At 70.3% G+C, this 22,840-nt stretch carries 16 protein-coding genes; 3 read left to right on the top strand and 13 right to left on the bottom strand.

The features are described from left to right. Positions 1 to 70: 70 nt before the first annotated feature. The 4 genes from AMYAL_RS0103225 to AMYAL_RS0103210 form a co-directional block, all read right to left on the bottom strand. A complete protein-coding gene (locus tag AMYAL_RS0103225) occupies positions 71 to 1,432 on the bottom strand; it encodes a GH1 family beta-glucosidase (RefSeq protein ID WP_020629863.1) in 1,362 nt (453 codons plus the stop codon). Between the two features lie 11 nt (positions 1,433 to 1,443). Beyond that, positions 1,444 to 2,700 (bottom strand): ABC transporter substrate-binding protein, encoded by a 1,257-nt coding sequence (locus AMYAL_RS0103220; protein ID WP_026466697.1) that lies wholly within the window; start codon positions 2,698 to 2,700, stop codon positions 1,444 to 1,446. Between the two features lie 32 nt (positions 2,701 to 2,732). After that, positions 2,733 to 6,386 carry an ATP-binding protein gene (locus AMYAL_RS0103215; RefSeq protein ID WP_020629861.1) on the bottom strand — a complete coding sequence of 1,218 codons (3,654 nt, stop codon included), beginning with the start codon at positions 6,384 to 6,386 and terminating at the stop codon, positions 2,733 to 2,735. Between the two features lie 101 nt (positions 6,387 to 6,487). After that, complete coding sequence (locus AMYAL_RS0103210) at positions 6,488 to 8,572, bottom strand: ATP-binding protein (RefSeq protein WP_020629860.1); 2,085 nt, start codon at positions 8,570 to 8,572, stop codon at positions 6,488 to 6,490. Positions 8,573 to 8,890: 318 nt separating this feature from the next. Between AMYAL_RS0103210 and AMYAL_RS0103205 the strand changes: the two genes are divergently transcribed. Next, positions 8,891 to 9,142, top strand: a complete 252-nt coding sequence (locus tag AMYAL_RS0103205) for a hypothetical protein (RefSeq protein WP_020629859.1) — start codon at positions 8,891 to 8,893, stop codon at positions 9,140 to 9,142. A gap of 84 nt (positions 9,143 to 9,226) precedes the next feature. Further along, positions 9,227 to 9,862, top strand: a complete 636-nt coding sequence (locus AMYAL_RS0103200) for a helix-turn-helix transcriptional regulator (RefSeq protein ID WP_005164996.1) — start codon at positions 9,227 to 9,229, stop codon at positions 9,860 to 9,862. Positions 9,863 to 9,997: 135 nt separating this feature from the next. On the opposite strand, the gene AMYAL_RS0103195 is transcribed toward AMYAL_RS0103200, so the two are convergent. From AMYAL_RS0103195 to AMYAL_RS0103180, 4 genes are all read right to left on the bottom strand, one after another. After that, the gene (locus tag AMYAL_RS0103195; RefSeq protein ID WP_020629858.1) at positions 9,998 to 10,597 is read right to left on the bottom strand and encodes a helix-turn-helix transcriptional regulator; all 600 of its coding nucleotides are present in this window, start codon (positions 10,595 to 10,597) and stop codon (positions 9,998 to 10,000) included. Further along, complete coding sequence (locus tag AMYAL_RS0103190) at positions 10,594 to 13,122, bottom strand: hypothetical protein (RefSeq protein ID WP_020629857.1); 2,529 nt, start codon at positions 13,120 to 13,122, stop codon at positions 10,594 to 10,596. The genes AMYAL_RS0103195 and AMYAL_RS0103190 overlap by 4 nt, the downstream gene beginning before the upstream one ends. Before the next feature lie 80 nt (positions 13,123 to 13,202). After that, positions 13,203 to 13,730: an EF-hand domain-containing protein gene (locus AMYAL_RS0103185; RefSeq protein WP_020629856.1), complete on the bottom strand. Its 528-nt coding sequence runs from the start codon at positions 13,728 to 13,730 to the stop codon at positions 13,203 to 13,205. Between the two features lie 99 nt (positions 13,731 to 13,829). Continuing rightward, positions 13,830 to 14,228, bottom strand: a complete 399-nt coding sequence (locus AMYAL_RS0103180; RefSeq protein ID WP_020629855.1) for a helix-turn-helix transcriptional regulator — start codon at positions 14,226 to 14,228, stop codon at positions 13,830 to 13,832. A 90-nt stretch (positions 14,229 to 14,318) separates the two neighbouring features. Between AMYAL_RS0103180 and AMYAL_RS0103175 the strand changes: the two genes are divergently transcribed. Further along, the gene (locus tag AMYAL_RS0103175; protein ID WP_020629854.1) at positions 14,319 to 15,560 is read left to right on the top strand and encodes an MFS transporter; all 1,242 of its coding nucleotides are present in this window, start codon (positions 14,319 to 14,321) and stop codon (positions 15,558 to 15,560) included. On the opposite strand, the gene AMYAL_RS45560 is transcribed toward AMYAL_RS0103175, so the two are convergent. Genes AMYAL_RS45560 through AMYAL_RS0103150 form a run of 5 tightly spaced genes read right to left on the bottom strand, consistent with a single transcriptional unit; the run spans position 15,508 to position 22,646 of the window. Continuing rightward, complete coding sequence (locus AMYAL_RS45560; RefSeq protein WP_020629853.1) at positions 15,508 to 16,065, bottom strand: HPP family protein; 558 nt, start codon at positions 16,063 to 16,065, stop codon at positions 15,508 to 15,510. The two genes, AMYAL_RS0103175 and AMYAL_RS45560, sit on opposite strands and share 53 nt — an antisense overlap. Next, positions 16,062 to 16,787 carry a respiratory nitrate reductase subunit gamma gene (narI, locus tag AMYAL_RS0103165; protein WP_020629852.1) on the bottom strand — a complete coding sequence of 242 codons (726 nt, stop codon included), beginning with the start codon at positions 16,785 to 16,787 and terminating at the stop codon, positions 16,062 to 16,064. Before narI ends, AMYAL_RS45560 begins: the two co-directional genes overlap by 4 nt. Next, a complete protein-coding gene (narJ, locus tag AMYAL_RS0103160) occupies positions 16,784 to 17,395 on the bottom strand; it encodes a nitrate reductase molybdenum cofactor assembly chaperone (RefSeq protein WP_020629851.1) in 612 nt (203 codons plus the stop codon). The genes narI and narJ overlap by 4 nt, the downstream gene beginning before the upstream one ends. Then, positions 17,392 to 18,957, bottom strand: a complete 1,566-nt coding sequence (gene narH / locus AMYAL_RS0103155; protein ID WP_020629850.1) for a nitrate reductase subunit beta — start codon at positions 18,955 to 18,957, stop codon at positions 17,392 to 17,394. Before narH ends, narJ begins: the two co-directional genes overlap by 4 nt. Continuing rightward, complete coding sequence (locus AMYAL_RS0103150) at positions 18,957 to 22,646, bottom strand: nitrate reductase subunit alpha (protein WP_020629849.1); 3,690 nt, start codon at positions 22,644 to 22,646, stop codon at positions 18,957 to 18,959. Before AMYAL_RS0103150 ends, narH begins: the two co-directional genes overlap by 1 nt. Between the last annotated feature and the right edge of the window lie 194 nt (positions 22,647 to 22,840).

The following is a 22,840-nucleotide window of genomic DNA, read 5'->3' as shown; positions in this document are numbered from 1 at the left end:
TCCGAAGGTGGCGTGGGTGAGGCTGAAGGGTGTCGCCGTTTTCCGGCGACGGCCAGATCGGCAGGAACCGCTAAAGCCCGTTTCGCGCCACCACGTCCGCGTAGAACCGGGCGCTGTCCTTGAGTACCCGTTCCTGGGTTTCGAAATCGACGTGCACGAGACCGAACCGCTGCGTGTACCCCATCGCCCACTCGAAATTGTCCAGCAGCGACCAGGCCATGTAGCCGCGGATGTCGGCACCGCGTTCGATCGCGGCGTGCACGGCGGCGAGATGCTCGGCGAAGTACCGCACGCGTTTCGCGTCGCGCACCCGGCCGTCGACGACCTCGTCCTCGAAGGCGGCGCCGTTCTCGGCGATCACGAGCGGCAGGCCGGGGCAGTGCCCGTGCAGCCACAGCAGCAGATCGGTGAACGACTCCGGCCGCTGCTCCCAGCCGAGCGAGGTCAGGTCACCGCGCGGCGGCGTGACGTCCATCCCGCGCAGGCCGGGCAGCGGGCAGTTGCTGTCCGCTTCGGGGTCGTCGAGCGGGATGGCGCGGGCGGGCGCGTAGTAGTTGACGCCCAGGACGTCCAGCGGCTGCGCGACGATCTCCAGGTCGCCGTCGGCGATCGCCGCTTCCAGCGTGCCGAGATGCGCCAGATCCGCCAGCAGCTCGGGCGGATAGCCGCGGCCGAGCAGTGGGTCGAGGAAGAACCTGTTGTGCAGGAAGTCGAATTTGCGCGCGGCCTCGCGATGCGCGGCGTCGTCGACATCGGTCAGCACCGGGGCGAAGTTGAGCACGATGGACACTTCCTGCTCACCGCCGCCCGCGCGCAGCGCCTGCGCGGCCTTGCCGTGCGCGAGCAGGAGGTTGTGCCCGGCGACCAGCGCCGCGCCCTCGTCACGGAGGCCCGGCGCGTGATCGCCGTTGCCGTAACCGATGAAGGCGGCGCAGAACGGTTCGTTGATCGTCGTCCATTGCCGGACCCGGTCGCCGAGTGCTTTGTGGACGGTCAGCGTGTAGTCGGCGAACAGGTCCGCGAGATCGCGGCTGGGCCAGCCGCCCTCCGCCTGCAGCGCCTCCGGCAGATCCCAGTGGTAGAGCGTGACCATCGGGGTGATCCCGTGCTCCAGCAACGTGTCGACAAGGCGATCGTAGAAGGCGAGCCCGCGTGGTTCGATCGTGCGGCCGTCGGGCATGACCCGCGACCACGCGACGGAGAAACGGTAGTACGGCACGCCGAGTCCGCTCAGCAGCGCGACGTCCTCGCGATAACGGCGGTAGTGGTCACAGGCCGGGTCGCCGGTGGCGCCGTCGAGCACCTGGCCCGGTCGCGCGGTGAAGGTGTCCCAAATGGACGGTCCGCGCCCGTCTGCCGTCGTCGAACCCTCGATCTGGTACGCCGCCGTGGCCGTGCCCCAGCGGAACCCGGCCGGAAAACTGCGTGTCACGCCGTCTCCACTCAGTTGGCGGCCGCGGCGCGGCCTTCGGTCGCGGCCTGGCTCCAGGCCTGGTCGAGCGATTGCTTTCCTTCTTCGACACGGCCGAGCGCGTGCCCGTACACGGGCCGCACCTCGCCGTCACGCAGCCCGCGGTAGTTCGGCCGCAGGGCCTCGGCGGACGCGGCGAAGATCTTGCCGACCGGCGCGCCGCTGAAGTAGTCGCTGGTGTGGGAAAGCACGGCGGGATCCTGGTAGGCGCCCAGCGCGCTCGGCAGCAGGCCGCTTTCCAGGAAGATCCGTTTCTGCTGTTCGGGCGCGGTCAGCCAGACGGCGAGGTCGTAGGCCGCCTTGCGGTGCGCGCCCTGTTTCGGCACGGTCAGGAACGAGCCGCCCCAGTTGCCCGCCCCGCCCGGCACCGAGGTGACGTCCCATTTGCCCGCCAGTTCCGGCCCGCCCGCCTCCTGGATCTGGGTCAGCATCCAAGCGGGGCAGGTGATGGCGGCGAACCGGCTCTGCTTGATCGCCACCGTCCAAGGCTGGGTGAAGGTGGTGACGGCCGCCGTCTCCTTCTTCAGCGCCATCCCGCCCGCGAGGTCGAAAGCCTTGCGCACGTTCGGGTTCCGGTCCGCGATGAACGTGTCGTCCTTGGCGAAGTAGTTCTCCTGCGCCTGGTTGAGCATCGCCGTGTAGACGGTGCCCGCGGAGTCGGCGAACTTGACCTCCGGCGACCGCGAGCTGAACTTCTCCCCGGTCTCGGCGAACTTGTCCCAGGTCGGCCACAGCGCGGCGACCTGGTCGCGGTCGGTCGGCAGGCCGGCGTTCGCGAACAGGTCGCGGCGGTAGCAGAGGGCGAGGCTGCCCATGTCGGTCCCGAGGCCCATCACGAACTTGCCGTCGTCCGCGGTGCCCTGGTCCCATTTCCAGCCCGGCCAGTTCTCCTTCAGACCCTGGGCGCCGAACTCGGACAGATCGCTGAACTTGTCCGTGGACTGGCGGAACTTGGGGAGGTACTGCTCCTCGATCGCGACCACGTCCGCGCCGCCGCGTCCGGCGCCGAGGCCGGTGGCGAGCTGCCGGTGGTGCGTCTCGAAGTCGGCGACCCGGCCTTCGACGGTGATCCCCGGATGCGCCTTCTCGTAGTCGTCGAAGAGTTTCTCGTAGCCGAACTCGCCGAAGGTCGCGACGGTGAGCTTGATCGGCCCGCCCGCTTCCGGCTCGCTCGAACAGCCGGTGAGCAGCAGCGCGAGAGCTGTCAGTCCGGCCAGCATGCGGGTCATGGTCCTCCTCGGTCGGGCGATGATGAACGCGGTCACGCGAGCCGTCTCGGCAGCTGATCGCCGACGGTCAGCCGGGAATCGGCGTGCAGTTTGGTCAGCACCCGTGACACCAGCGACTGCACCGTCCTCCTCGGCAGGCTCAGCTCCGCGGCGATCTCCGGGTTCGACAGTTTCGCCGCCACCAGCCTCGCGACCCGCAGTTCCAGCGGCGACAACGCCCCGGCGTGCCGGGGACCCCGCGCGGCACGGCTCAGCACGCCATGGCGGCGCAGCCTGCTTTCCGCCCGCCGGATGCTCCAGGTGGCGCCGACCGGACCGAGCACTTCGCACGCCTCGGTGAGCGACCGGGTGGCCTCTTCGAGGTAACCGGCGCGGCCGAGCAGTTCGGCGGCGTCCTCCAGCGCGGCGGCGAGTTCGATCGGGCGGCGGACCTCGCGGTAGTGATCGGCCGCGGCCAGCACGCCTTCGGGATCGCCGTCGATCAGCGCCCGGCACCGGGCGGCGGCCGCGGTGGCCCTGGCGGGCACGGTTTCCTGGCTCGCCTCCTCGACGCAGACGGCGAGCGCTTCCTGCGCGACGGCGTCGTTCCCCGCCGCGAGCGCGACGCGGACGACGTCGGGAAGCCATTGGTGGCGCAGCATCATCCGGGCGTAGTCGGGGCGCAGCACCGGAGCGACCAGCCGCAGCGCTTCGTCGAGCTCGCCGCGCTGTTCCGCGGCCATCGCCAGGGCCGCCAGGTAGAAGTCGCAGCTCTCGCGTTCGGACGAGTTCGACGGCGAATGCGCCTCGGCCGCCTCCAGATGCGCCCGGACGGAGACGCGTTCGTCCCGGTGGCCCGCGATGAGCGCGGCGACCCCGTGCAGCAGCAGGGCGGCGGCGCCGGGCTCGCGGACGCCGTAGAAGGTGATCGCCGGACCGTCCTCGGTGACCGAGTCCAGTTCGGCCAGCGCCTCGTCCCAGCGGCCGGTCCAGTAGTAGTGCACCGCCGCCGAGACCTGCGGACCGGTCGGCAGGCCGTGCCGCGCGGCCGTCTCGTACCCGGCGTGCAGCGTGGCGTCGGCCTCGTCGAGCCGGTCGAGGTTCTGCAGCGTGAAGAGGCGGTTGTCGAGCAGGTCGAAGCGGAGCGTCGCGAGGTCGGGCTCGTCGCCGGTGGTCTCGAGCGCGGCGTCGACCGCGGTCAGCGCCCGGTCGTGCTCGCGGCGGATCGAGTGCACGAGCCACAGCGTCTGCTGCGCGTGCGCGGCGGGATAGCGCTCGCCCGTCTCGACGGCTTCGGCGTGCAGCTCGCGGGCGATCCGTTCGGTCTCGTCGAGGTCGTCCAGGGTGCCGCGCCGGAAGTTGGCGAGCAGGGTCCGGGTGCTGGTGCGCCACAGTTCCGGCATCGACGGATCGTCCGCGGTGTCGGCGAGCGCCGCGATCGCGCCGGGCGTGTCGCCCCGCCGGTAGCGCAGGGCGGCGAGGACATGCCGCATCTGCGCCAGCCCCGCCTTGTCGCCGACCGTCTTCACCGCCTGTTCGGCCTCGGCCTCGGGATCCTGTTCGAGCCGGAACAGGACGCGCACCAGCGCGGCGATCAGGGTCTCCCGCTGCTCGTGGGTGGGCACGGTGCCCTCGAGCGCGCCGCGCAGGAGGTCGGCCGCGATATGCGGGGCGCGGTTGGACACCGCGATGTGGTTGGCGGTGAGCCACTCGACCAGCCACGGGTCGAACGGCACCGGTCCGGCCGCCAGTTGCTCGGCGACCCGTTTGATCGGCGCGCCGGTGCGCGCGAGCGCCTCGGCGGCGCGCCGGTGCAGCGCGGCGCGGACCGGTTCGGCGATGCCGCCGTACAGCGCCTGCCGCTGGAACGGGTGGTGGAAGGCGAGTTTGTCGCCGGCGTATTCGATCACGCCCGCGGTGGTGGCCTGCTCCAGTTCCTGCAGGACTTCCAGCGGGCTCTTGCCCGCGATCGCGGCGAGGTCCTCGACGGCGAACTCCGCGCCCAGCAGCGACGCGGTGCGCAGGATCTCGGTCGTGGCCGGGTCGAGGGTCTCCAAGGTGCGGCCCACCGCCGCCAGCAGCGATCGCGGCGCGTTCTCGGTGCCGTCCAGTGTCACCTCGGCCACGCCCGCCTTGATCCGCAGCGAGCCGGTCCGGACCAGGTCGTGTGCGATTTCCCTGGCGTAGAGCGGGTTTCCGGCCGCCCGCCGGACCAGCGGGCGCAGGCTCGGCCCCAGTTTCGCGGCGAGGATCACCTCGAACACGGCGGCGACGTCGTCGTCGGTCAGCACCTCGACCGGCATGATCTCGCCGTCCCGCGCCTCGACCCCGCGCCGAAGCTGGGCCAGGTCACGGCGGCCGTGCCCGGTGCGGGTGGCGGCGACCAGCAGCAGCGGCAGCTGGCGGGTGGCGGCGGCGAGGCGCTGCCACAGCAGCACACTGGCCTCGTCGGCCCAGTGGAGGTCGTCGATCACCAGTACCAGCGGGCCCGCCGCGCAGGTCTCGTCGACCAGCGCCAGCAGTTTGTCCACAGTGGACAGGATCGGGTCGGCGGGGCCCCAGTCGCCGTGCGCGGGCTCGGCGTGCAGCTCGCCCGCCAGCTTCGCCTTGGCCGGATCCGCCGCGCCGTGGTGCACCCCGAGGCATTCCATGATCACCTGAAGCGGGAATCGTTGCTGGAGCTCGTCGGCGGCGGTCCAGGCGAGCTGGCAGCCCCGCGCGGCGGCGCCTGCCAGTCCGGCGATCAGCAGTTCCGATTTGCCGATACCCGGTTCGCCTTCGAGCCAGACCGGGCGGCCGCGGCCGGCGAGCACGTCGGTGACGAAGCCGTTCAGCCGTTCGACCTGCCGGGTCCGGCCGGGCAGGTTCCCCTGGCCGCCGCGTTCGATCGCCTTGGCCACCGGCGGCGGCACGATCCGCACCGGTACCGGTTTCGATCCGGTGACAGGTTTTTCGGTGCCGTCCAGGATGCGCTGGTGCAGATCCCGCAGCGGGGCGCCGGGTTCGACGCCGAGTTCGTCCCGGAGCACCCGCCTGGCGTCGCGGTAGGCGGTCAGTGCCTCGGTCTGGCGCCCGCTGGCGTGGAGGGCGCGCATGAGCGTCTCGTGCAGGGACTCCCGCAAAGGGTGTTGCTGCACCAGCGCGGTCAGCTCGGCCACCAGTTCCCGATGGTCACCGAGGCCGAGCAGCGCGGTCGCCCGCAGTTCGGTGGCGGTCAGCTGGAGTTCGGCGAGCCGGACGCGTTCGGCTTCGGCGAACGGGCCGGGGACGCCTGAGTACGCTTCGCCGCTCCAGAGGCCGAGCGCGGCGGTGAGCCGGGCGGCCGCGCCACGCTGATCCTTGCGAGCGAGCAGCCGCCGGGCCGCGAGGGCGTCCTGTTCGAACCGGCGGACGTCGAGGGCGTCGCGGTCCAGGCGCAGCACGTAACTCGATCCGGACGAATGCAGCACCTCGTGCGCGTCCCCGCCCGCCTTGCGGATCGCCCCGCGCAGGCCGGAGACGTAGGTGTGGACACTGCCGGTGGCGCTGGCGGGCGCCGATCCGCCCCAGACGTCGGCGATCAGTTCGCCGAGCGAGATGGCCTGGCCGCAGCGTGCCGCCAGGGTCGCGAAGACCGCGCGCTGACGGGCGGGCCCGAGCTTCAGCTCGACGTCCTCGAGCCAGGCACGAGGCGGCCCGAGCAGCTCGACGCGCAGCCCGTTGGTCACACCGGCTCCATTTCTGTCCTCACCGAAAGTGGCCGGATCACTACCGTGCCCCGCAGTTTAGGACGTGCCCGGAACAGTTCGGTTGCGTACCCGTGAGTAGGTCAGCTCGCGCCGCGTTGAGGCGGCACGGCGGGGCGGGCGAGCGCGTGCAGCGGGGCGCACCACGGCTGCGCGGTCCCCGCGGCGCGGGTGGCGGGCCAAGAGGCAGCCGTGCCCGCTTCGGGCAGCAGCAGCGCGGCGAGTTCGCCGGTCAGGTCCTGATGCTGTTCTTCGGTGAGATTCCGTTGGTGCGAAAGCAGATGGAGCAGTTCGACCGCGGGCCCGGTGGACAGCACACGGACGTTGTCGAGCAGCCACTGCGGGATCCAGCGCGCCGTCAGTTCGTCGCCGACCTGGAGCAGCTGCTCGGCGACGCGGTCCGCGGGCGCGCCGGAGCCCGCCATGGTCGCGGCGATCTCCTGGTGCAGTACGGCGCGGATGGCGGGCGGCGTGCTCGCGGCGAACACCGAACGCACCAGGGGGACACGGAACCGCAGACGGTCCCCTTCGGTCTCCAGCACACGGGCGGCGAGCGCCTCCTCGACCGCTTCGATCAGCGTCCGCAGCTCGCGGCCGGTGACACCCGCCAGGTCGGCGACCGTGAACGACGAGCCGAGCAACGCGGCCGAAGTCAGCGTTCGCTTGCACTGCACGGAAAGCGTGGCGAGATGGTCCTCCACCACGGTGGCTATCCGGCTGTGCGGGGCGGTGCTCGGCTCGCGGCCGTCGGCGAACTCGGCGAACACTTCGCCCAGGTATCCGGCGTTGCCTGCGGTGTACTCGGCGGCGAACCCGAGGAACTCCTCGCCGGGATCCCTGGCCAGCGTCTCCTCGGCGAGCGCGGCGACGGCGGGACCGTCGAACGGCGGCAGCGGGACGATCTCGCCGTCGAGCCGCGAGCGGAGGACGTCGAGCGTGCGGCGGCGGGGGAGCGGCCGCGCCGAGCCGATCAGCAGCAGCGGCAGATGCTCGGTGAACCGGTGAAGCCGCTGCCAGGCGAGCAGGCTCTCCTCGTCGGCCCAGTGCAGATCCTCGAAGACGAGCACCCGCGGTCCGTCTTCGCACAGCTCGGTGACCGCTTTGGCGAGATCGTCCAGTGCGTCGCCGCCGAGGCTGTCGGCGATGAGGCTCAGCGGGACCGCACTGGTCAGTTCGTCGGCTTCGACCCAGCGTGTCCGGCTTCTCGCCGGGGCGAGGGCCTCCGCCAGGAGCGCGCTCTTGCCGCTGCCCGCCTCGCCGTCCAGCCACACCGTCCCGCCGCGACCGTCGTCGGTCAGGGCCGACAGGTGACGGCGTACCCGGCCCAGTTCGAACTCGCGGCCGACGAAGACCGGCGGCCGTTCGGGCATGGCCTGCGTCGGCCGATGACGTTCGGGCTGGTCCTGGTGGTGCAGCGTCGGGTCGCCGTCCAGGACCCGCTGCCGCAGGGCCAGCAGTTCCGGCCCTGGTTCGAGGCCGGACTGCTCGATGATCGTCTCGCGGGCGCGGTCGAAGGCGGCCAGCGCCTCGGCCTGCCTGCCGGACCGGAACAACGCGGTGACCAGCATGCGGTGCAGGCCTTCCCGCAACGGATGGCGCTCGACCAGCACGGCCAGTTCGCCCACGAGTTCGCGGTACCCGCCGAGGTGCAGCGCGACCTCGGCCTGGCGTTCGAGCGCGCTCATGCGCAGTTCGTTCAGCCGGGTGCGCTGGGTCTCGGCGAACGGACCGGGGATCCCGTTCAGCGCGGAACCCCGCCACTGCCCGAGCGCGGCGCGCAGCGACTCCAGTTCCCGCTGGTGCGCGCCGGCCAGCCGGTGCGCGCGGGCCTGTTCCAGCTCGGCTTCGAAGACGTGGACGTCGACCTGCTGTCTCGGCAGGTCGAGGCTGTACCCGGCGCGGGTCGCGACGAGCGGCTCGCCCGCCGGCTCCAGCGCGCGGCGCAGCGCGGAGACGTAGGTGTAGACGATGCCGGTGGCGCTGTCCGGGGGCCGCTCGCCCCAGACGGCGTCGATGAGCTCCTTGCGGGAGACGAACTGGCCGGCGTGCAGGGCGAGGGCGGCGAAGACCGCTTGCCGCTGGGCGGGACCCAGGGCGATCTCGCCGTCACCGTGGCGGGCGGGCGCACCGCCCAGGAGCCGCACCGTCAGCGAGGGAACCTCGTCCATGACCTGCCGCCTGTGCGTCCGACTTCCGAAGAGCGTCCTGCTCGGCGAAAATCCTAGCGGCGCCGATGTGGGTTTCGCAATCAATCGGGCACTCGGCGTGTGGGTTTCGTCCGTCTGTTATGAGACATTCTCGGGTTTTGCCAGGCCACTTCGGTTCCGCCGGTTTCACGTCCGTGAACAGGGGTGAGGTTTGGTGCCCGTTCATGTGGTTTTCAGGATGTGGACAGGTGAGGGGCGACCGGGCAAAGCCACCCGTTCGCAGGGGCAAAGTGTCGGCTGACGCTGGTCGTGGCATAGGTGGCTCTGCACACTGTGACAGTGAGCCAGGATCATGAACAGTTGGCCGGTGACGTCCTGCTCAGCCTCGCCCATGACGGCAGGCTGGTGCTCGACGCCGACGAGGCCGAAGCACGCGTCGCCGAGCTTCGGCGGACGCTGGCCTACGGCTACGCCCTCCTCGCCGACCCGGACTACACCGGACCCGAGGACAGGCTCCGGGAGATCCTGGACGAGCTCCCCAAGTACGTGGAGGCGTTTCAGCAGGCCACGAAGTCCTTCACGCCTCGTTGAGAACTCGTGGAGAGTTCGTGAAGAGCTCCTTCGCAGACTGTGTCCCATCCGACTGGGGCCGCGGATCAAGCGGAGGGGACAGAGGTGGACACGGAAACCCGACAGATCACCGTGGCGGTACACGCGCCCGATCCGATCACCACGGCGGGCCTGGCCAGCCAGCTGGGCACGCAGCAGGGGATCGACATCCGGGACTGGGATCAACGCGCCGAGACCGACGTACTGGTGTTCGCCGCCGAATGGCTGACACCCGAGACCGTGCTCTGGCTGCGACGGCTGGCCGCCGAGGACGGCAAGCCGGTGGTGCTCGTGGTGAGCCAGATCAGCGAGGCGGAACTGGTGCCCGCGATCGAATGCCGGGTGGTCGCGGTCCTGCCGCGCTCGGCGACGACCGGTGAACGCCTGGCGCACGCGGTCCGCGCGGCGGCCACCGGCGGCGGCGTGCTCCCGCCGAGCCTTCTCGGTGAGCTGCTGAAACACGTCGAACGGCTGCAGCGCGAGGTGCTCGACCCGATGGGCGTCAACACCGCCGGGCTCACCACGCGGGAGATCGACGTGCTGCGGCTGATGGCCGAGGGCAAGGACACCGTCGAGATCGCCGGCGAGCTCAGCTACTCGGAACGCAGCGTGAAGCACATCATCCAGGGCATCACCGGACGGCTGAAGCTGAAGAACCGGCCGCACGCGGTCGCCTACGCCGTACGGGCAGGGGTCATCTGACGGACCCGTATTTGCGTGGCCGCTGGTGGTCGAGTGTGGAGGATTTGGGACGTTGAACGTCCTGATTCCTTCACCGTCGACTCGTGCGACCGTCGCCCTCGTGCAGGTCAGGCGTGGGTAGGCAAATACGGGTCGTCAGATCAGGCCGGACCGGATGGCTTCGGCGACCGCCTGTGCCCGGTTCCGCAGCGCCAGCCGCCGCTGCGCCTGGTGCAGGATGTTCTTGATGGTCCGCTGGGAGTAGCCCATCGCCTCGCCGATCTCCGCGGTGTCCTTGCCCTCCGCGATCAGCCGCAGCACGCGGAGCTCGCGTTCACGGAACCGCGAGGCCCCGCACGGGCCGCCCACCAGCGCGTCGTAGCCGGCGGCCAGCCGCCCGGCGGAGGTCTTGACCGCCGACCGCGCGGCCACGACCTCCGCGATCAGCCGGTCCGGCCGGACCGCCCGGTGCGGCAGCAGGCTGCGCACCCCGGCGGTCGCGGCCGAGCGGTGGCCGGACGGCGGAAGCGGTCCGGCGATCAGGACACCGGGCAGGGCGCCCTGTTCGGACACCGCCCGCCGGAGTACCGGGAGTTCGTGGTCGACCGGGTCTTCGGCGGCCACCAGCACGTCCGCGCCCCGGCCGCCGGACGGCACCACTTCGAGTCCGGTGGTCTGCGCCAGCATGCCGATCAGCCCGGCTCGGGTCAGGGGGTCGGCCGTGTAGAGGGCCACCCGGAGGTCCGGCGCGTTCACGAGGCGTATCGGCCGTTCAGCAGCGCGGTGGCCAGTTCGATGCGGGAGCGGTAGCCGGTCCGCGTGAACAGCAGGCTCAGCCGCCCCTCCACGTTCTTCCGGCTCGTTTGCAGTGCCCGCGCCAGTTGCTCGTCCGTCAGCCCTTCGCCTGCCAGCAGCGCCAGCAGATGCTCGTTCTCGGCGACCGTCTCCTGCCGTCCGCCGGGGATCTCGATCCCGTTCTTCCGCATCAGGCTCCGCAGCCGGGCCCGGTGCAGCAGCGCGTCGAGCGAGCCGAGCACCTCGTACACCTCGGTGAGCACCTTGGGATCCGTCGCGCCGTGCCGGACAAGGCGTTCGGCCGCGACCGCCAGTTCGTGCGGCTGCTCGCGTTCGCGGGCCAGCCAGAGACATTCGGCGCCCGGTTCGCGGCCGAGGGAGGCCCGGACCAGATGGCGGTGCAGCAGCACCCGTCCGGTCGGCATCGCGGAAGCGAGATCCTCCAGCGCGTCGAGCGCCTTCTTCGCCTCCGCCCGGTCGTTCTTCCGCAGCGCCAGTTCGGCGAGATCCGCCCACGCGATGTCCGTGCCGACGGCCAGCCCGCAGGTGGCCGCGTGCAGCCGCCGGGCGGCCCGGTCGGTCTCGCCCAGCGCCATGTCGACCCTGGCCTCGGCGATGTCGAGCAGATGCGCCAGCATCGGTGCCGTGGCGCGGGCCGCGGTCAGCAGTTCCCGTGCCGCGCTGAACCGCCCTTGCGACAGCAGGACCGAAACGGTCGACAGGTGCATCGCGGCCGAGCCGGTGTCGTAGCCGCGCCGCGAACGGTCGGCGACGCTGCGGTGGGCGAAGTCGACGGCGCGCGAGGGTTCGCCGCGCATGGCCGCGAGCATCGACCGTTCGCTGTCGCGCAGGCCGGTCTCGGGGAAGTCCTCGTCGGAGAGCAGCTTTTCCGCGCGTGCCCGTTCGCCCAGCACCAGCAACGCGGTGGCGTACGAGGTGATCTGGTCGTTCCGGTGCCGCCTCGCCGTCCTCAACGGCCACCGCTCGCGTTCGGTCAGATTCGCGCCGAACCGCGCGGAACGACCGGCCCAGAGCTCGGCCAGACCGCCGAAGAGTTCGCCCAGCATCGCGGAAACCGTCGACTCGGTCCGCCAGGAATCGTTCTCCGTGAGCAGTTCGGCCGCTTCCGCCCACCGGTCGAGCAGGCTCAGCGCGATCGCGCTCGACGCCACCGACCAGTCCGGCGGATTCGTCGCGATCCTCGCCAGTTCGGCCGTGTTGCCGGAGTTGTGCAGCGCGCAGACGGCGATCGACTGCGCTTCCTGTGCGGCGTCGGCGGAAAGGCGGTCGGGGAACTCCTCCAGCAGCCGCCGCGTCCCCGCGAGACTCTGTTCGTGGTCGCCGTTGAGATGGCACCACATGGTGTGGAGCAGGGTCACCCTCGCCCGCTGCGGCCGGTCCTCGGTCAGCTCGACGGCGGCGCGCAGCCATCGCGCGCCGCGGGTGGTCTGATCGTCGGGCAGGAAGGCCGCGTTGTCGAGCAGTTCGGTGAGGGCGCGCCGCGGGTCGATCAGCTTGCCTGCCTCGGCGATCCGGTCGGCGAGGTAGTACGGCGCGGAGGTGTGCGCGGTCCCGTTCCACAACGCGGTGACGGCGGCCGCGGAGAACCGCCTGCGCTCGAAGGGGCCGAGTTCGGCGATCAGCGCGTAGGCCACCACCGGCACGGTGAACCGCCAGCCGCGGCCGCGGTGCAGCACCCCGTCGGCCCGCAGGATCTCCAGTATCGCGAGGGTTTCCGCGGGATCCTGCGCCAGCAGCCCGCTGATCAGCGACGGCATCGCCTCGCCGAGCGGATGCAGTACGGCGGCCGCCTTCGCGACCGCGAGCCGCTCGGGGCTCAGCTGCGCGGACCGCAGCGGCACCACGGTGCCGGGGACGAGATACGCGCGCCGGTCGACGATCCGGATCGCACCCTGCGCGCGCAGCAGGTCCAGCGCCTGGTGCAGCGCGGCGGGCACCCCGCGGCTGAGTTCGTGGAGCCGGTCCCGCAGCAGGGTGCTCGGAACGGCACCGAGCGCCTCGACGACCGGTCCGGTGATCTCCCCGGCCTTCAACGGCAGCAGCCGCACCGGTTCCACCAGGCCCTCGGCCCGCAGCCGCCGTACGGAGGCGAGTCTTTCGGCCGCGTCCCGGACCGGAGTGCGGGTGGCGCAGACCACACGGGAGGACGTTCCGGCCAGGCGGCGGACCAGCGCCTCCAGGTCGGCGAGGGCGTCGCGGCCCATCCACTGGGTGTCGTCGAGCAGCAGGACACGCCCGTCGTCCGTCTCCGGAGAAGGCCAGGGATCACTGACGGGGGCGAGGCCACCGTCCTGGGTGAAGCGTACGGTCGAAACCTCTTGTCCGGCAGCGGAAAGCCGTTCGGACAGCCGGGCGAGCAGGGTGGTCCGGCCGACACCCGCCGGCCCGGTCACCCAGACGCAGGGGGCGCCCGCGCCGGTGACAAGCTCCAGGATCCGCTCGGTCACCTCGTCCACGTCAGCCATCTTGAGCCGACCTGGCCGCCGCGACCTGGTGCGTGCGGGGGTCTGGCCCGTATGGACGCCGGGTCCGCCCGAAAGCCGCGTCAGGCGGCGAGCGGACCGAAGACGAGGGTCCCCGGCGCTTCCGCGTCGTCACCTGCCCAGAACTCCAGCCACAGCGCGGCGAACTCGTCCCGTGACAGCATCCCGTCGCCGTCGGAGTCGAGCAGCGGGAAGATGGCGTCGGTGTCGGTGGGGCGCCCGTTCCAGACCTCGATCAGCTGACGGTACTCCGCCGCGGAGATCAGGCCGTCGCCGTTCTGGTCGATCGCTTCGAACATCGCGTCGGCGGTCGCGGTCACCGCCTCGGGGGTACCCGGCAGTTTGTCCACCACCAGCAGGACTTCGTCGAGGGTGACCCGGCCGTCGCGATTGACGTCCGACACTTCGAGCAGCGTCGTCCACCAGCTCAGCATGATCCCGGTCAGCTGCTTTTCGTCGCCCGGCCCCCGCTGCCGTGCCCATCGCGCGGCCAAGGCCTGAAAGTCTTGCTCCTGAAGGAAACCGTCACCGTCGACGTCCATCGCGGCGAAAACTCCCGAGATCTTGCGCCGCTGCAAGTCGCTTGCCATGCGTCCGAACGATAGAACCGGACGAAGGGGCGGCATAGCGGCCATTCAGGGCGGTGGCTGTCCACGATCGGGGGACGGCCGCTCACTCGCCGGGCTCGGTCATTTCCCGGTGAGGGCTTCGAGGACCTTGCCCAGCGCGGACTGCGCCACCGCGGAGGTGTACGGGCCGACGGCGACCAGTGACGCGATGAGCGCGGACGCTTCACCCGGCGTCAGCGAGATCGGCGGCAGCACGGGCCGCGCGTCGATGCCGTAGCCGCCGCGAGGGCCGCGGTGGATGGTGATGGGAACACCCGCTTCACGCAGGCGGGTGATGTCGCGTTCCACGGTCCGCAGGCTCACCCCGGTCGCTTCCGCGAGGCTCGCGCCCGTCACCCGGCGCGGCGCGCGCACCCGCAGCAGTTCGATGAGCGCGTGCTGCCGCTCGATCAGGGGCGCCGCCTGGTGCAACTGGGTCATTCCCGCGATTCCGGTGGAACCGACCAGCCGCTGGGGCATTTCCCGCTCTCCTCGAAGTTCGAATAACCGACCCGGCCCTGACGTCTATCGGATCTTAGGCTCGTTTTCCCTTCTCGTGATCGGAATTCGATGCCTTCACCTTTCGCTTTCCCCGGCGACTTCCGGCGCCTGTGGATCGGCCAGACGATCAGCGCTTTCGGCGACAAGGTTTCGCGGATCGCGTTGCCGACGGTCGCCTTGCTCGGGCTCGGCGGGACCGCCTGGGACGTCGGACTGCTGGCCGCGCTGAGATTCCTGCCGTTCGTGCTCCTCGGTTCCGTGGCGGGCGTCTGGGTCGATCGGCTCTCCTGCCGCCGGACGATGATCCACGCCGACGTCGGCAGGCTGGTGGCGATGGGATCGATCCCGGTCGCGTATCTGTGCGGCGTGCTCACCCTCGTCCAGCTGTTCGTCGTCGCCGGGGTGGTCGGCGTGCTGACGGTCTTCTTCGAAGTCGCCGCCCAGTCGTACCTGCCGATACTCGCGGGACCGGACGGGATCGTGGCAGGCAACGAGCGGCTGCAGACCTCCCGCGCGGTCGCCGAGGTCGGCGGCGCGGCCGCGGCGGGCGGGCTGATGCAGCTCCTCGGCACCGCGCTGGCCATCGTGGCCGACGCTCTCTCCTTTCTCGTTTCCCTGGTGACACTGGTGCGGATGCGCCATCGTGAGCCGCCCGCGGTCAGGAGCGGGGAGCGGCGGTCGGCGCTGAAGGAGGCTCGGGAAGGCCTGGCGGTGCTTCTGTCCGACGTCCGGCTGCGCGCGCTGATGTTCGCGAGCACGACGGTGAATCTCGGTGTGGCGACGGCGAACGCGCTCGTGCTGGTCTTCGCCTACGACGAGGGGAAGTTGAGCACGGGCGCGGTCGGTCTCGCTTTCGCCATCGGGACGGCGGGCCTCATCCTGGGGGCGGTGTCGTCCGGCGCGATCGCCCGCAGGTTCACCCTCGGCGGGACGCTGGCGAGCTCGATCCTGTTGACCGGATCGGGGTTCCTGCTGCTGCCGGTCGGCGGGCAGGGCGCCGCGCTGATCACCTTGATCGCAGGCCAGTTCCTGATCGGATTCGCCGACTCGGTGTTCAACATCCACGTGCTCAGCCTGGTCCAGCGCGTCACACCGCCGGAGATGATGGGCCGCGTCAACGGGACCGCGCTTTCGGTGGTCTTCGGCACCGGGACGCTCGGCGGTCTCGCCGCCGGCTTCGTCGGCACGGTCTTCGGCACCCTGCCGGGGCTGGTGATCTCGGCCGGGATCATCTGCTGTGGCGCGGTGTTCGTCCTCGTCAGCCCTTTGCGGACGATTCGGGCCGCAGAGGACGTGGCGGCGGCGCGGTGACCGGAGCGGCCGCGCGCCACCAAGGGTAGGGAACGCCGAACAGTTTGTTGACCAGCACGGCCAGCAGCGCGATGAGGACGACACCCGCCAGGACCGCGACGATCTGCGGAGTGGTGTGCAGCAGGCCGAGCGCGATGATCAGGGTGGTGGCCCCGGCCGGGGGATGGGGGATCTCCAGCGCGGCCATCGCGGCGCAGGTGAGACCCAGCGCGATCGCGGCCGCCCCGATCCTCGGCCAGGAAGGATGTGTCAGGTCCGGGGCGGCAGTGAGCAGCCCGGTGACGGCGAGGCCGGTGAGGCCCGCGAGAACACCGGCCAGATGCCCGAGCACCGTGTTGCGCGGGCTCGCGCCGGGCGCCTGCGGGCTCGCGAAGACCAGGAACGCGGTGGGCCCGAGCGAAGGGAACAGCAGGGGCGCGCCGGACAGGATCGCGCAGAGGCCGATGAACACGATGCAGCCGAACGAACTCAGCGCGACGTAGGCGGCCCGGCGGAGGCGCGTCATTCCCAGCCGCGGCGCGGGTCTCGGGTGCCGACGCTGCCGGGAGCGCGGCGACGGTAGACCACGTACGGGCGGAGCAGGTACCGCACCGGCGCGCTGAAAGCGTGCACCAGGCGGGAAAACGGCCACAGCGCGAACAAGACCATGGCCAGCGCGGTGTGCAGCCGGTAGTCCAGTGGTGCCGACGCCATCAGGTCCGGCTGGGGATCGAGGAGCAGGATGCCGCGGAACCACGGCGAGACCGTCTCGCGGTAGTCGTATCCGCCCCGGAGCCCGTTGTCGACCAGCGTGTTCGCCAGTCCGGCGAGCATCACCAGCACGAGCACCACGTACATGTACTTGTCGCTGACCGAGGTGGCGCCGCGCACCGCGGGCACCCGGATCCTCCGCCACAGCAGGAGTCCGAGCCCGCCGATCGCGACCAGCCCGGCCAGACTGCCCATCCCGAGCGAGATCAGGTGGTAGCCGTGTTCGTCGAGCCCGGCGAATTCGGTGACGCCCTTGGGCACGAAGAGGCCGAGCACGTGCCCGCCGATCACCATCAGCAGTCCGATGTGGAACACCGGGCTGGCCACCCGCAGGAGCCGGGATTCGTGGAGCTGGCTGGACCGGGTCGTCCAGCCGAACTTGTCGTGGCGATACCGCCAGATCGTGCCGAAGACCAGCAGCGCGATCGACGCGTAGGGCGCGGCGCCCCACAGCAGCAGGTCCAGTCCGGAACTCATCGGCCACCTCCGGCGCCGGTGGGGAACGGGTCGAGGCCGACCAGTTCGGCAGGGGGTTCAGCGGGGATCGGTGCCGGGGTGGCGGGCAGCGTCGCCAGCACCGCTGTGACGGCGCCGCGATACGGCGTGTCCATAGTGGACAGATTGCGGTGCAGGAGATCCAGTGCGGGATGGAAACGGGCGAGCACCTGTTCCGCCGCGTCGGAGCCCGCCGCGGCGGCGAACTCCAGGATCGCCGGGAGGAAATCCGGCAGCTCGTTCTCGGCGGGGGCGAATCCGTGGGTGCGGTAGAACCGGCGCAGGGCGGCCAGTGTCTCACCACGACGGCGGGTGTCGCCGTCGAGGAACCAGCTCAGATGCAGTGTCCGGCGGGGTTTGCGGTCGAAGACCTCGATGTAGTGCGAAGCCAGCTCGCCGGGATCGCCCTGTTCGAGATGAGCGACTGTGCGGGAGAGCTCGTCGTGGCCGGGGCCGGTGGTCTCGTCGAGACAGGCGCGCAGCAGGCCGAGTTTGCCGAGGACGGCTTCGTCGGGATACTGCAGGCACCATCCGGCGATCTGGCGCAGCGCCGCGTGATCTCTCCCGTGCCGGGGACGGAGGAGTTTCACCGGCTCTTCTCCCGCAAGGTCGGGAACAGCGAGTCCGGGCGGGCGCCGTCGTCCCAGCTGACCAGGTCCACCGTGGACTCCTTGCCGCCCATGCCCGGACCGCCGTCGACGTCGAGGCTGCAGCGGGTGGCGATGCCCTCCAGGTCGTGAGCCTGCCCGACACCGGCGGTGGGGATGACGTAGCGTTCGTCGTACTTGGCCAGCGCCAGCAGCCGGTGCATGGCGAAGATCTGCTCGCCGGTGAGACCGACGGACGCGGGGATGTCCTCGTCGGTCTCCTGCCCGAGGTTCACCGCCCGCATGTAGGACCGCATCGCCGCCAGCCGCCGCAGGGAATGCCGGACCGGCTCGGTGTCCCCGGCGGTGAACAGTTCGGCCAGGTACTCGATCGGGATCCGCAGGGCGTCGATGGCGCCGAACAGGTTGTCACGATGTTCACCGTCGTGACCGCTGCCGCTGACCGCGTCGACCACCGGCGACAGTGGCGGGATGTACCAGACCATCGGCATCGTGCGGTATTCCGGATGCAGCGGCAGCGCCAGCCGGTAGTCGTGGATCAGCTGGTACACCGGAGACCGTTGCGCCGCGGTGAGCCAGTCGTGCGGGACACCGGCCGCCTCGGCCGCCCGGATCACGGCGGGATCGTGTGGATCGAGCAGCAGATCGAGTTGCGCGGGGTAGAGGTCGTGCTCGTCGGCGACGGACGCGGCCTCGGTGACCTTGTCGGCGTCGTAGAGCAGGACGCCGATGTAGCGCAGCCGTCCGACGCAGGTCTCCGCGCACACCGTCGGCTGCCCGGCTTCCACCCGCGGGTAGCAGAAGGTGCACTTCTCGGCCTTGCCGGTCTTGTGGTTGAAGTAGACCTTCTTGTACGGGCAGCCGGTGACGCACATCCGCCAGCCTCGGCACTGGTCCTGGTCGACCAGCACGATCCCGTCCTCTTCGCGTTTGTACATCGCGCCGGACGGGCAACTGGCCACACAGGACGGATTGAGACAGTGTTCGCAGATCCGCGGCAGGTAGAACATGAAGCTCTGCTCGAACTCGAACTTGATCTTGACCCCGAGTTCGTCACGCAGCTTCTCGGCGATCGGGTCCTTGACGCCGTGCTCGGTGGACCCGCCGAGGTCGTCGTCCCAGTTCGGTCCCCAGGAAGGCTGGGTGGGTTCGCCGGTGATGGCCGACCGGGGCGCGGCGGTGGGCACGTCGTCGCCGAGCGGCGCCTCGATCAGGGTGGCGTAGTCGTAGGTCCACGGCTCGTAGTAGTCGGCGATCTCCGGCAGTTCCGGGTTGGCGAACAGCTTCGTGAGCTTGGTCAGCCGCCCTCCCGCCCGTAGCCGCAGCCTGCCCTTCGCCGTCCATTCCCAGCCACCCTTCCAGCGTTCCTGATCCTCGTAGCGGCGCGGATATCCCTGCCCCGGCCGGGTTTCCACGTTGTTGAACCAGGCGTACTCGGTGCCGGTGCGGTTGGTCCATGCCTGTTTGCAGGTCACCGAACAGGTGTGGCAGCCGATGCACTTGTCGAGGTTCATCACCATGGCCAGCTGTGCCATGACCCGCATCAGTAACGCACCTCCTGGGAACGGCGGCGGATCACGGTGACCTCGTCGCGCTGGTTGCCGGTGGGGCCCAGGTAGTTGAAACCGAAGGAGAGCTGGGCGTAGCCGCCGATGAGATGGGTGGGCTTGAGCAGCAGCCGGGTCAGCGAGTTGTGCGTGCCGCCGCGTTTGCCGGTGGCTTCGCTGCGCGGCACGTTCACCGCCCGATCCTGGGCGTGGTAAAGGAAAACAGTGCCCGTCGGCATCCGGTGGGAGACGATCGCGCGGGCCACCACGACCCCGTTGCGGTTGACCGCCTCGATCCAGTCGTTGTCCTTGGCTCCGATGGCCTCGGCGTCGGCCGGGCTCATCCAGATCCCCTGCCCGCCGCGGGACAGCGTGAGCATGTGCAGATTGTCCTGGTACGTCGAATGGATCGACCATTTGCTGTGCGGGGTCAGATAGCGCACGGTGACCTCGGCGGCGTCTCCCGATCCGCCGGTGAGGTGCTGCGAACCCAGTGGCGGGCGGTAGACCGGCAAGGCCTCACCGAGTTCGTGCATCCAGTCGTGGTCGAGGAAGAAATGCTGACGGCCGGTGAGGGTGTGCCAGGGTTTGGCGTGCTCGACGTTGATCACGAACGCCGAATAGCGCCGTCCGCCGCTCTCGCTGCCGGACCATTCCGGGCTGGTGATCACCGACGCCGGCCGGGACCGGGTGTCGGCGAAGGTGATCTTCTTCCCTTCGTGCTCGGCGGAAAGATGCGCCAGTTCGGTGCCGACCCGCTTCTCGAGCTCGCGGAAGCCCTGGGTGGCCAGCCGCCCGTTGGTGGTGCCGGACAGGGCGAGCACGGCGTCCGCGGCCTTGATGTCGGTGTCGATCAGCGCCTGGCCCTGGGCGGCTCCGGTCGTCGCGACACCGTTCTTCGCGCGCAGCCAGTTCACTTCCTCGCCGACGTCGTAGGTCAGGCCCTTGCTGGTGGCGCCCAGCTTCTCCAGCAGCGGGCCGAGCGTGGCCAGTTTCGCCGCCACCGCGGGATAATCGCGTTCGACGACGGTCAGCTTCGGCATGGTCACGCCGGGGATCGGCTCGACGTCGCCGTCGCGCCAGTCGCGGACGACCCCGCCCGGCTGAGCTGTTTCGCCGGGCGTGTCGTGCGTCATCGGAGTGGCGACGAGATCCTTGCGCACCCCGAGATGCCGCTCGGCGAGTTCGCTGAACCGCTTCGCGATCGTGTGGAACGCCTCGAAATCGGTGCGGGTCTGCCACGGCGGATCGACGGCGGCGTTGAAGGAATGCACGAAGGGATGCATGTCCGTCGACGAGAGATCGTGCTTCTCGTACCAGGTCGCGGCGGGGAGTACGAGATCCGCGAACAAGGTGGTGCTGGTCATGCGGTAATCGATTGCCAGCATAAGATCCAATTTGCCGACCGGGGCGGCGTCCCGCCATTTCACGGATTTCGGCCGGGCGTCCGGCGGCGCCTCCTCACCGCGCAGGTTCGCGTCGGTGCCGAGCAGGTGACGCAGGAAGTACTCGTGGCCCTTGGCCGAGGAGCCGAGCAGGTTGGACCGCCACACCGTGAGCACCCGCGGCCAGTTCTCGGGCGCGTCCGGATCCTCGGCGGCGAATCCCAGCTTGCCTTCACGCAGTTGCGCGGTGGCGTGGCGGACGGGGTCGAGCCCGGCTTCCTCGGCCTCGTCGACCAGGTCGAGCGGATTGCGGTCGAAAGTGGGGAACGAGGGCATCCAGCCCAGCCGCGCCGACTGCGCGAGCGCGTCCGCCGCGCTGGTCCCGGCGAGCTTCCCCGGTGCCAGCGGCGAGGTCAGTTCGTCGTTGCGCAGCGCGTCGTAGCGCCATTGGCCGGTGTGCAGGTACCAGTAGGCGGTCCCGATCATCTGCCGGGCGGGCCGCATCCAGTCCATCGCGCCTGCCAGGGTCTGATGTCCGGTCAGCGGCCGTACCTTCTCCTGGCCGACGTAATGCGCCCAGCCGCCGCCGTTGCGGCCCTGACAGCCGGTCATCGTCAGCAGCGCCAGGAAGGACCGGTAGATGGTGTCGGAGTGGAACCAGTGGTTGGTGCCCGCGCCCATCAGGATCATGCACCGGCCGCGGGAGGCCTCCGCGGTCTCGGCGAACTCCCTGGCGATCCTGGCGACCCGCTCGGCCGGGACCGAGGTGATCTCCTGCTGCCAGGCCGGGGTGCACGGTTCCGCCGGATCGTCGTAGCCGGACGGCCACCGGCCGGGCAGGTCGCCGCGTCGCACCCCGTACTGCGCCATCAGCAGGTCGAACACGGTGGTGACCAGCCGGCCGCCGTGCTCCACGGCGGGTACCCCGCGCCGCAGGACGCCGTCCGCGTCGAACCGGGGGAGCAGTACCTCGACACCCTCGTGACCGGGGTCGGTGAGCAGGCTCAGCCGCGGCACGACGTCGCCGAGGTCGAGGTTCCAGCGGCCCTGGTCGTGTTCGTTCCAGCGGAAACCGACGGAACCGTTGGGCACGACCGGTTCCCCGGTGCGGTCGTCGACGAGGACGGTCTTCCAGTCCGGCTCCGCCCCGGTGTCCCCGAGGTCCGCGGCGGTGAGGAACTTCGACGGGACGTACGCGCCGTCGCGTTCGGTCAGCGTGACCAGGAAGGGGAGGTCGGTGAAGCGGCGGACGTAGTCGGTGAAGTACGGCACCTGCCGTTCGGCGAAGAACTCGGTGAGGATGACGTGCCCCATGGCCATCGCCAGCGCGGCGTCGGTGCCGGGATGCGGGGCGAGCCACTCGTCGGCGAACTTGGTGTTGTCGGCGTAGTCGGGGGAGACCACGACGACCTTCTGGCCCCGGTAACGCGCCTCGGCCATCCAGTGCGCGTCCGGCGTCCGGGTCACCGGGACGTTCGAGCCCCACATCATCAGGTACGCGGCGTCCCACCAGTCCGCGGATTCCGGGACGTCGGTCTGGTCGCCGAACACCTGTGGCGAGGCCACCGGCAGGTCGGCGTACCAGTCGTAGAAGGAGAGCATCGGAGCGCCGATCAGCGCCATGAACCGGGACCCGATCGCATGCGAGACCATGGACATCGCCGGAATCGGGGAAAAGCCCGCGACCCGGTCCGGGCCGTACCGGGAAATGGCGTGCACATGCGCGGCGGCGGCGATTTCGGCAGCCTCGTCCCAGCCGACCCGGACCAGCCCGCCTTTTCCGCGGGCACGCTGATAGGCCAGCCTCTTCATCGGGTCGTCCATCACCGAAGCCCAGGCGACGACCGGATCACCGTGCTGTTTCAGAGCCTCCCGGTACATTTCGATCAATACGCCCCTGGCGTACGGAAAACGTACCCGCGTCGGGGAATAGGAATACCAGGAAAAGGAGGCGCCGCGCGGGCACCCCCGCGGCTCGTACTCCGGCTTGTCGGGGCCGACGGACGGATAATCCGGATCTTGGCTCTCCCAGGTGATGATCCCGTCCGAGACGTACACGTTCCAGCGGCAGGAACCCGTGCAGTTCACGCCGTGCGTCGACGGGACCACCTTGTCGTGGCTCCAGCGATCACGGTAGAACGCGTCGCCTTCCCGGCCACCGGTCAGATGGACCGAATGCAGATCCGGCGAACTCTCCGCGCGGGTCAGATAACGGCCGAGGCGAAGCAGGGCGGTGGTCGCCGCGCCTTCGTTGTGGTGGTTTTCCGAGCCGTTTCCGTTGGCTTTTCGTGGCGAGCGCACGCTCGCGACCTCCCGACTAAAGTCGTGAATGAGGCAGACAGCGCGAACAGGGCGTGCCTGGTCTGTCCGGGAACAATCGCAATGCTAGCGGCACCGCGTGCCCACTGTCTTTACCCAAAGGTGATCATGACTGTCGATCACTCGAAAAGAGCAGTAAGTAAATGTACTGGTAATAGCGAAGTAATTGGCATGAG

It is taken from the genome of Amycolatopsis alba DSM 44262 (assembly GCF_000384215.1).
Taxonomy (GTDB): Bacteria; Actinomycetota; Actinomycetes; order Mycobacteriales; family Pseudonocardiaceae; genus Amycolatopsis; species Amycolatopsis alba.
Note: the sequence above shows the minus strand (reverse complement) of the source record. Positions and strands in the feature narration are given on the sequence as shown.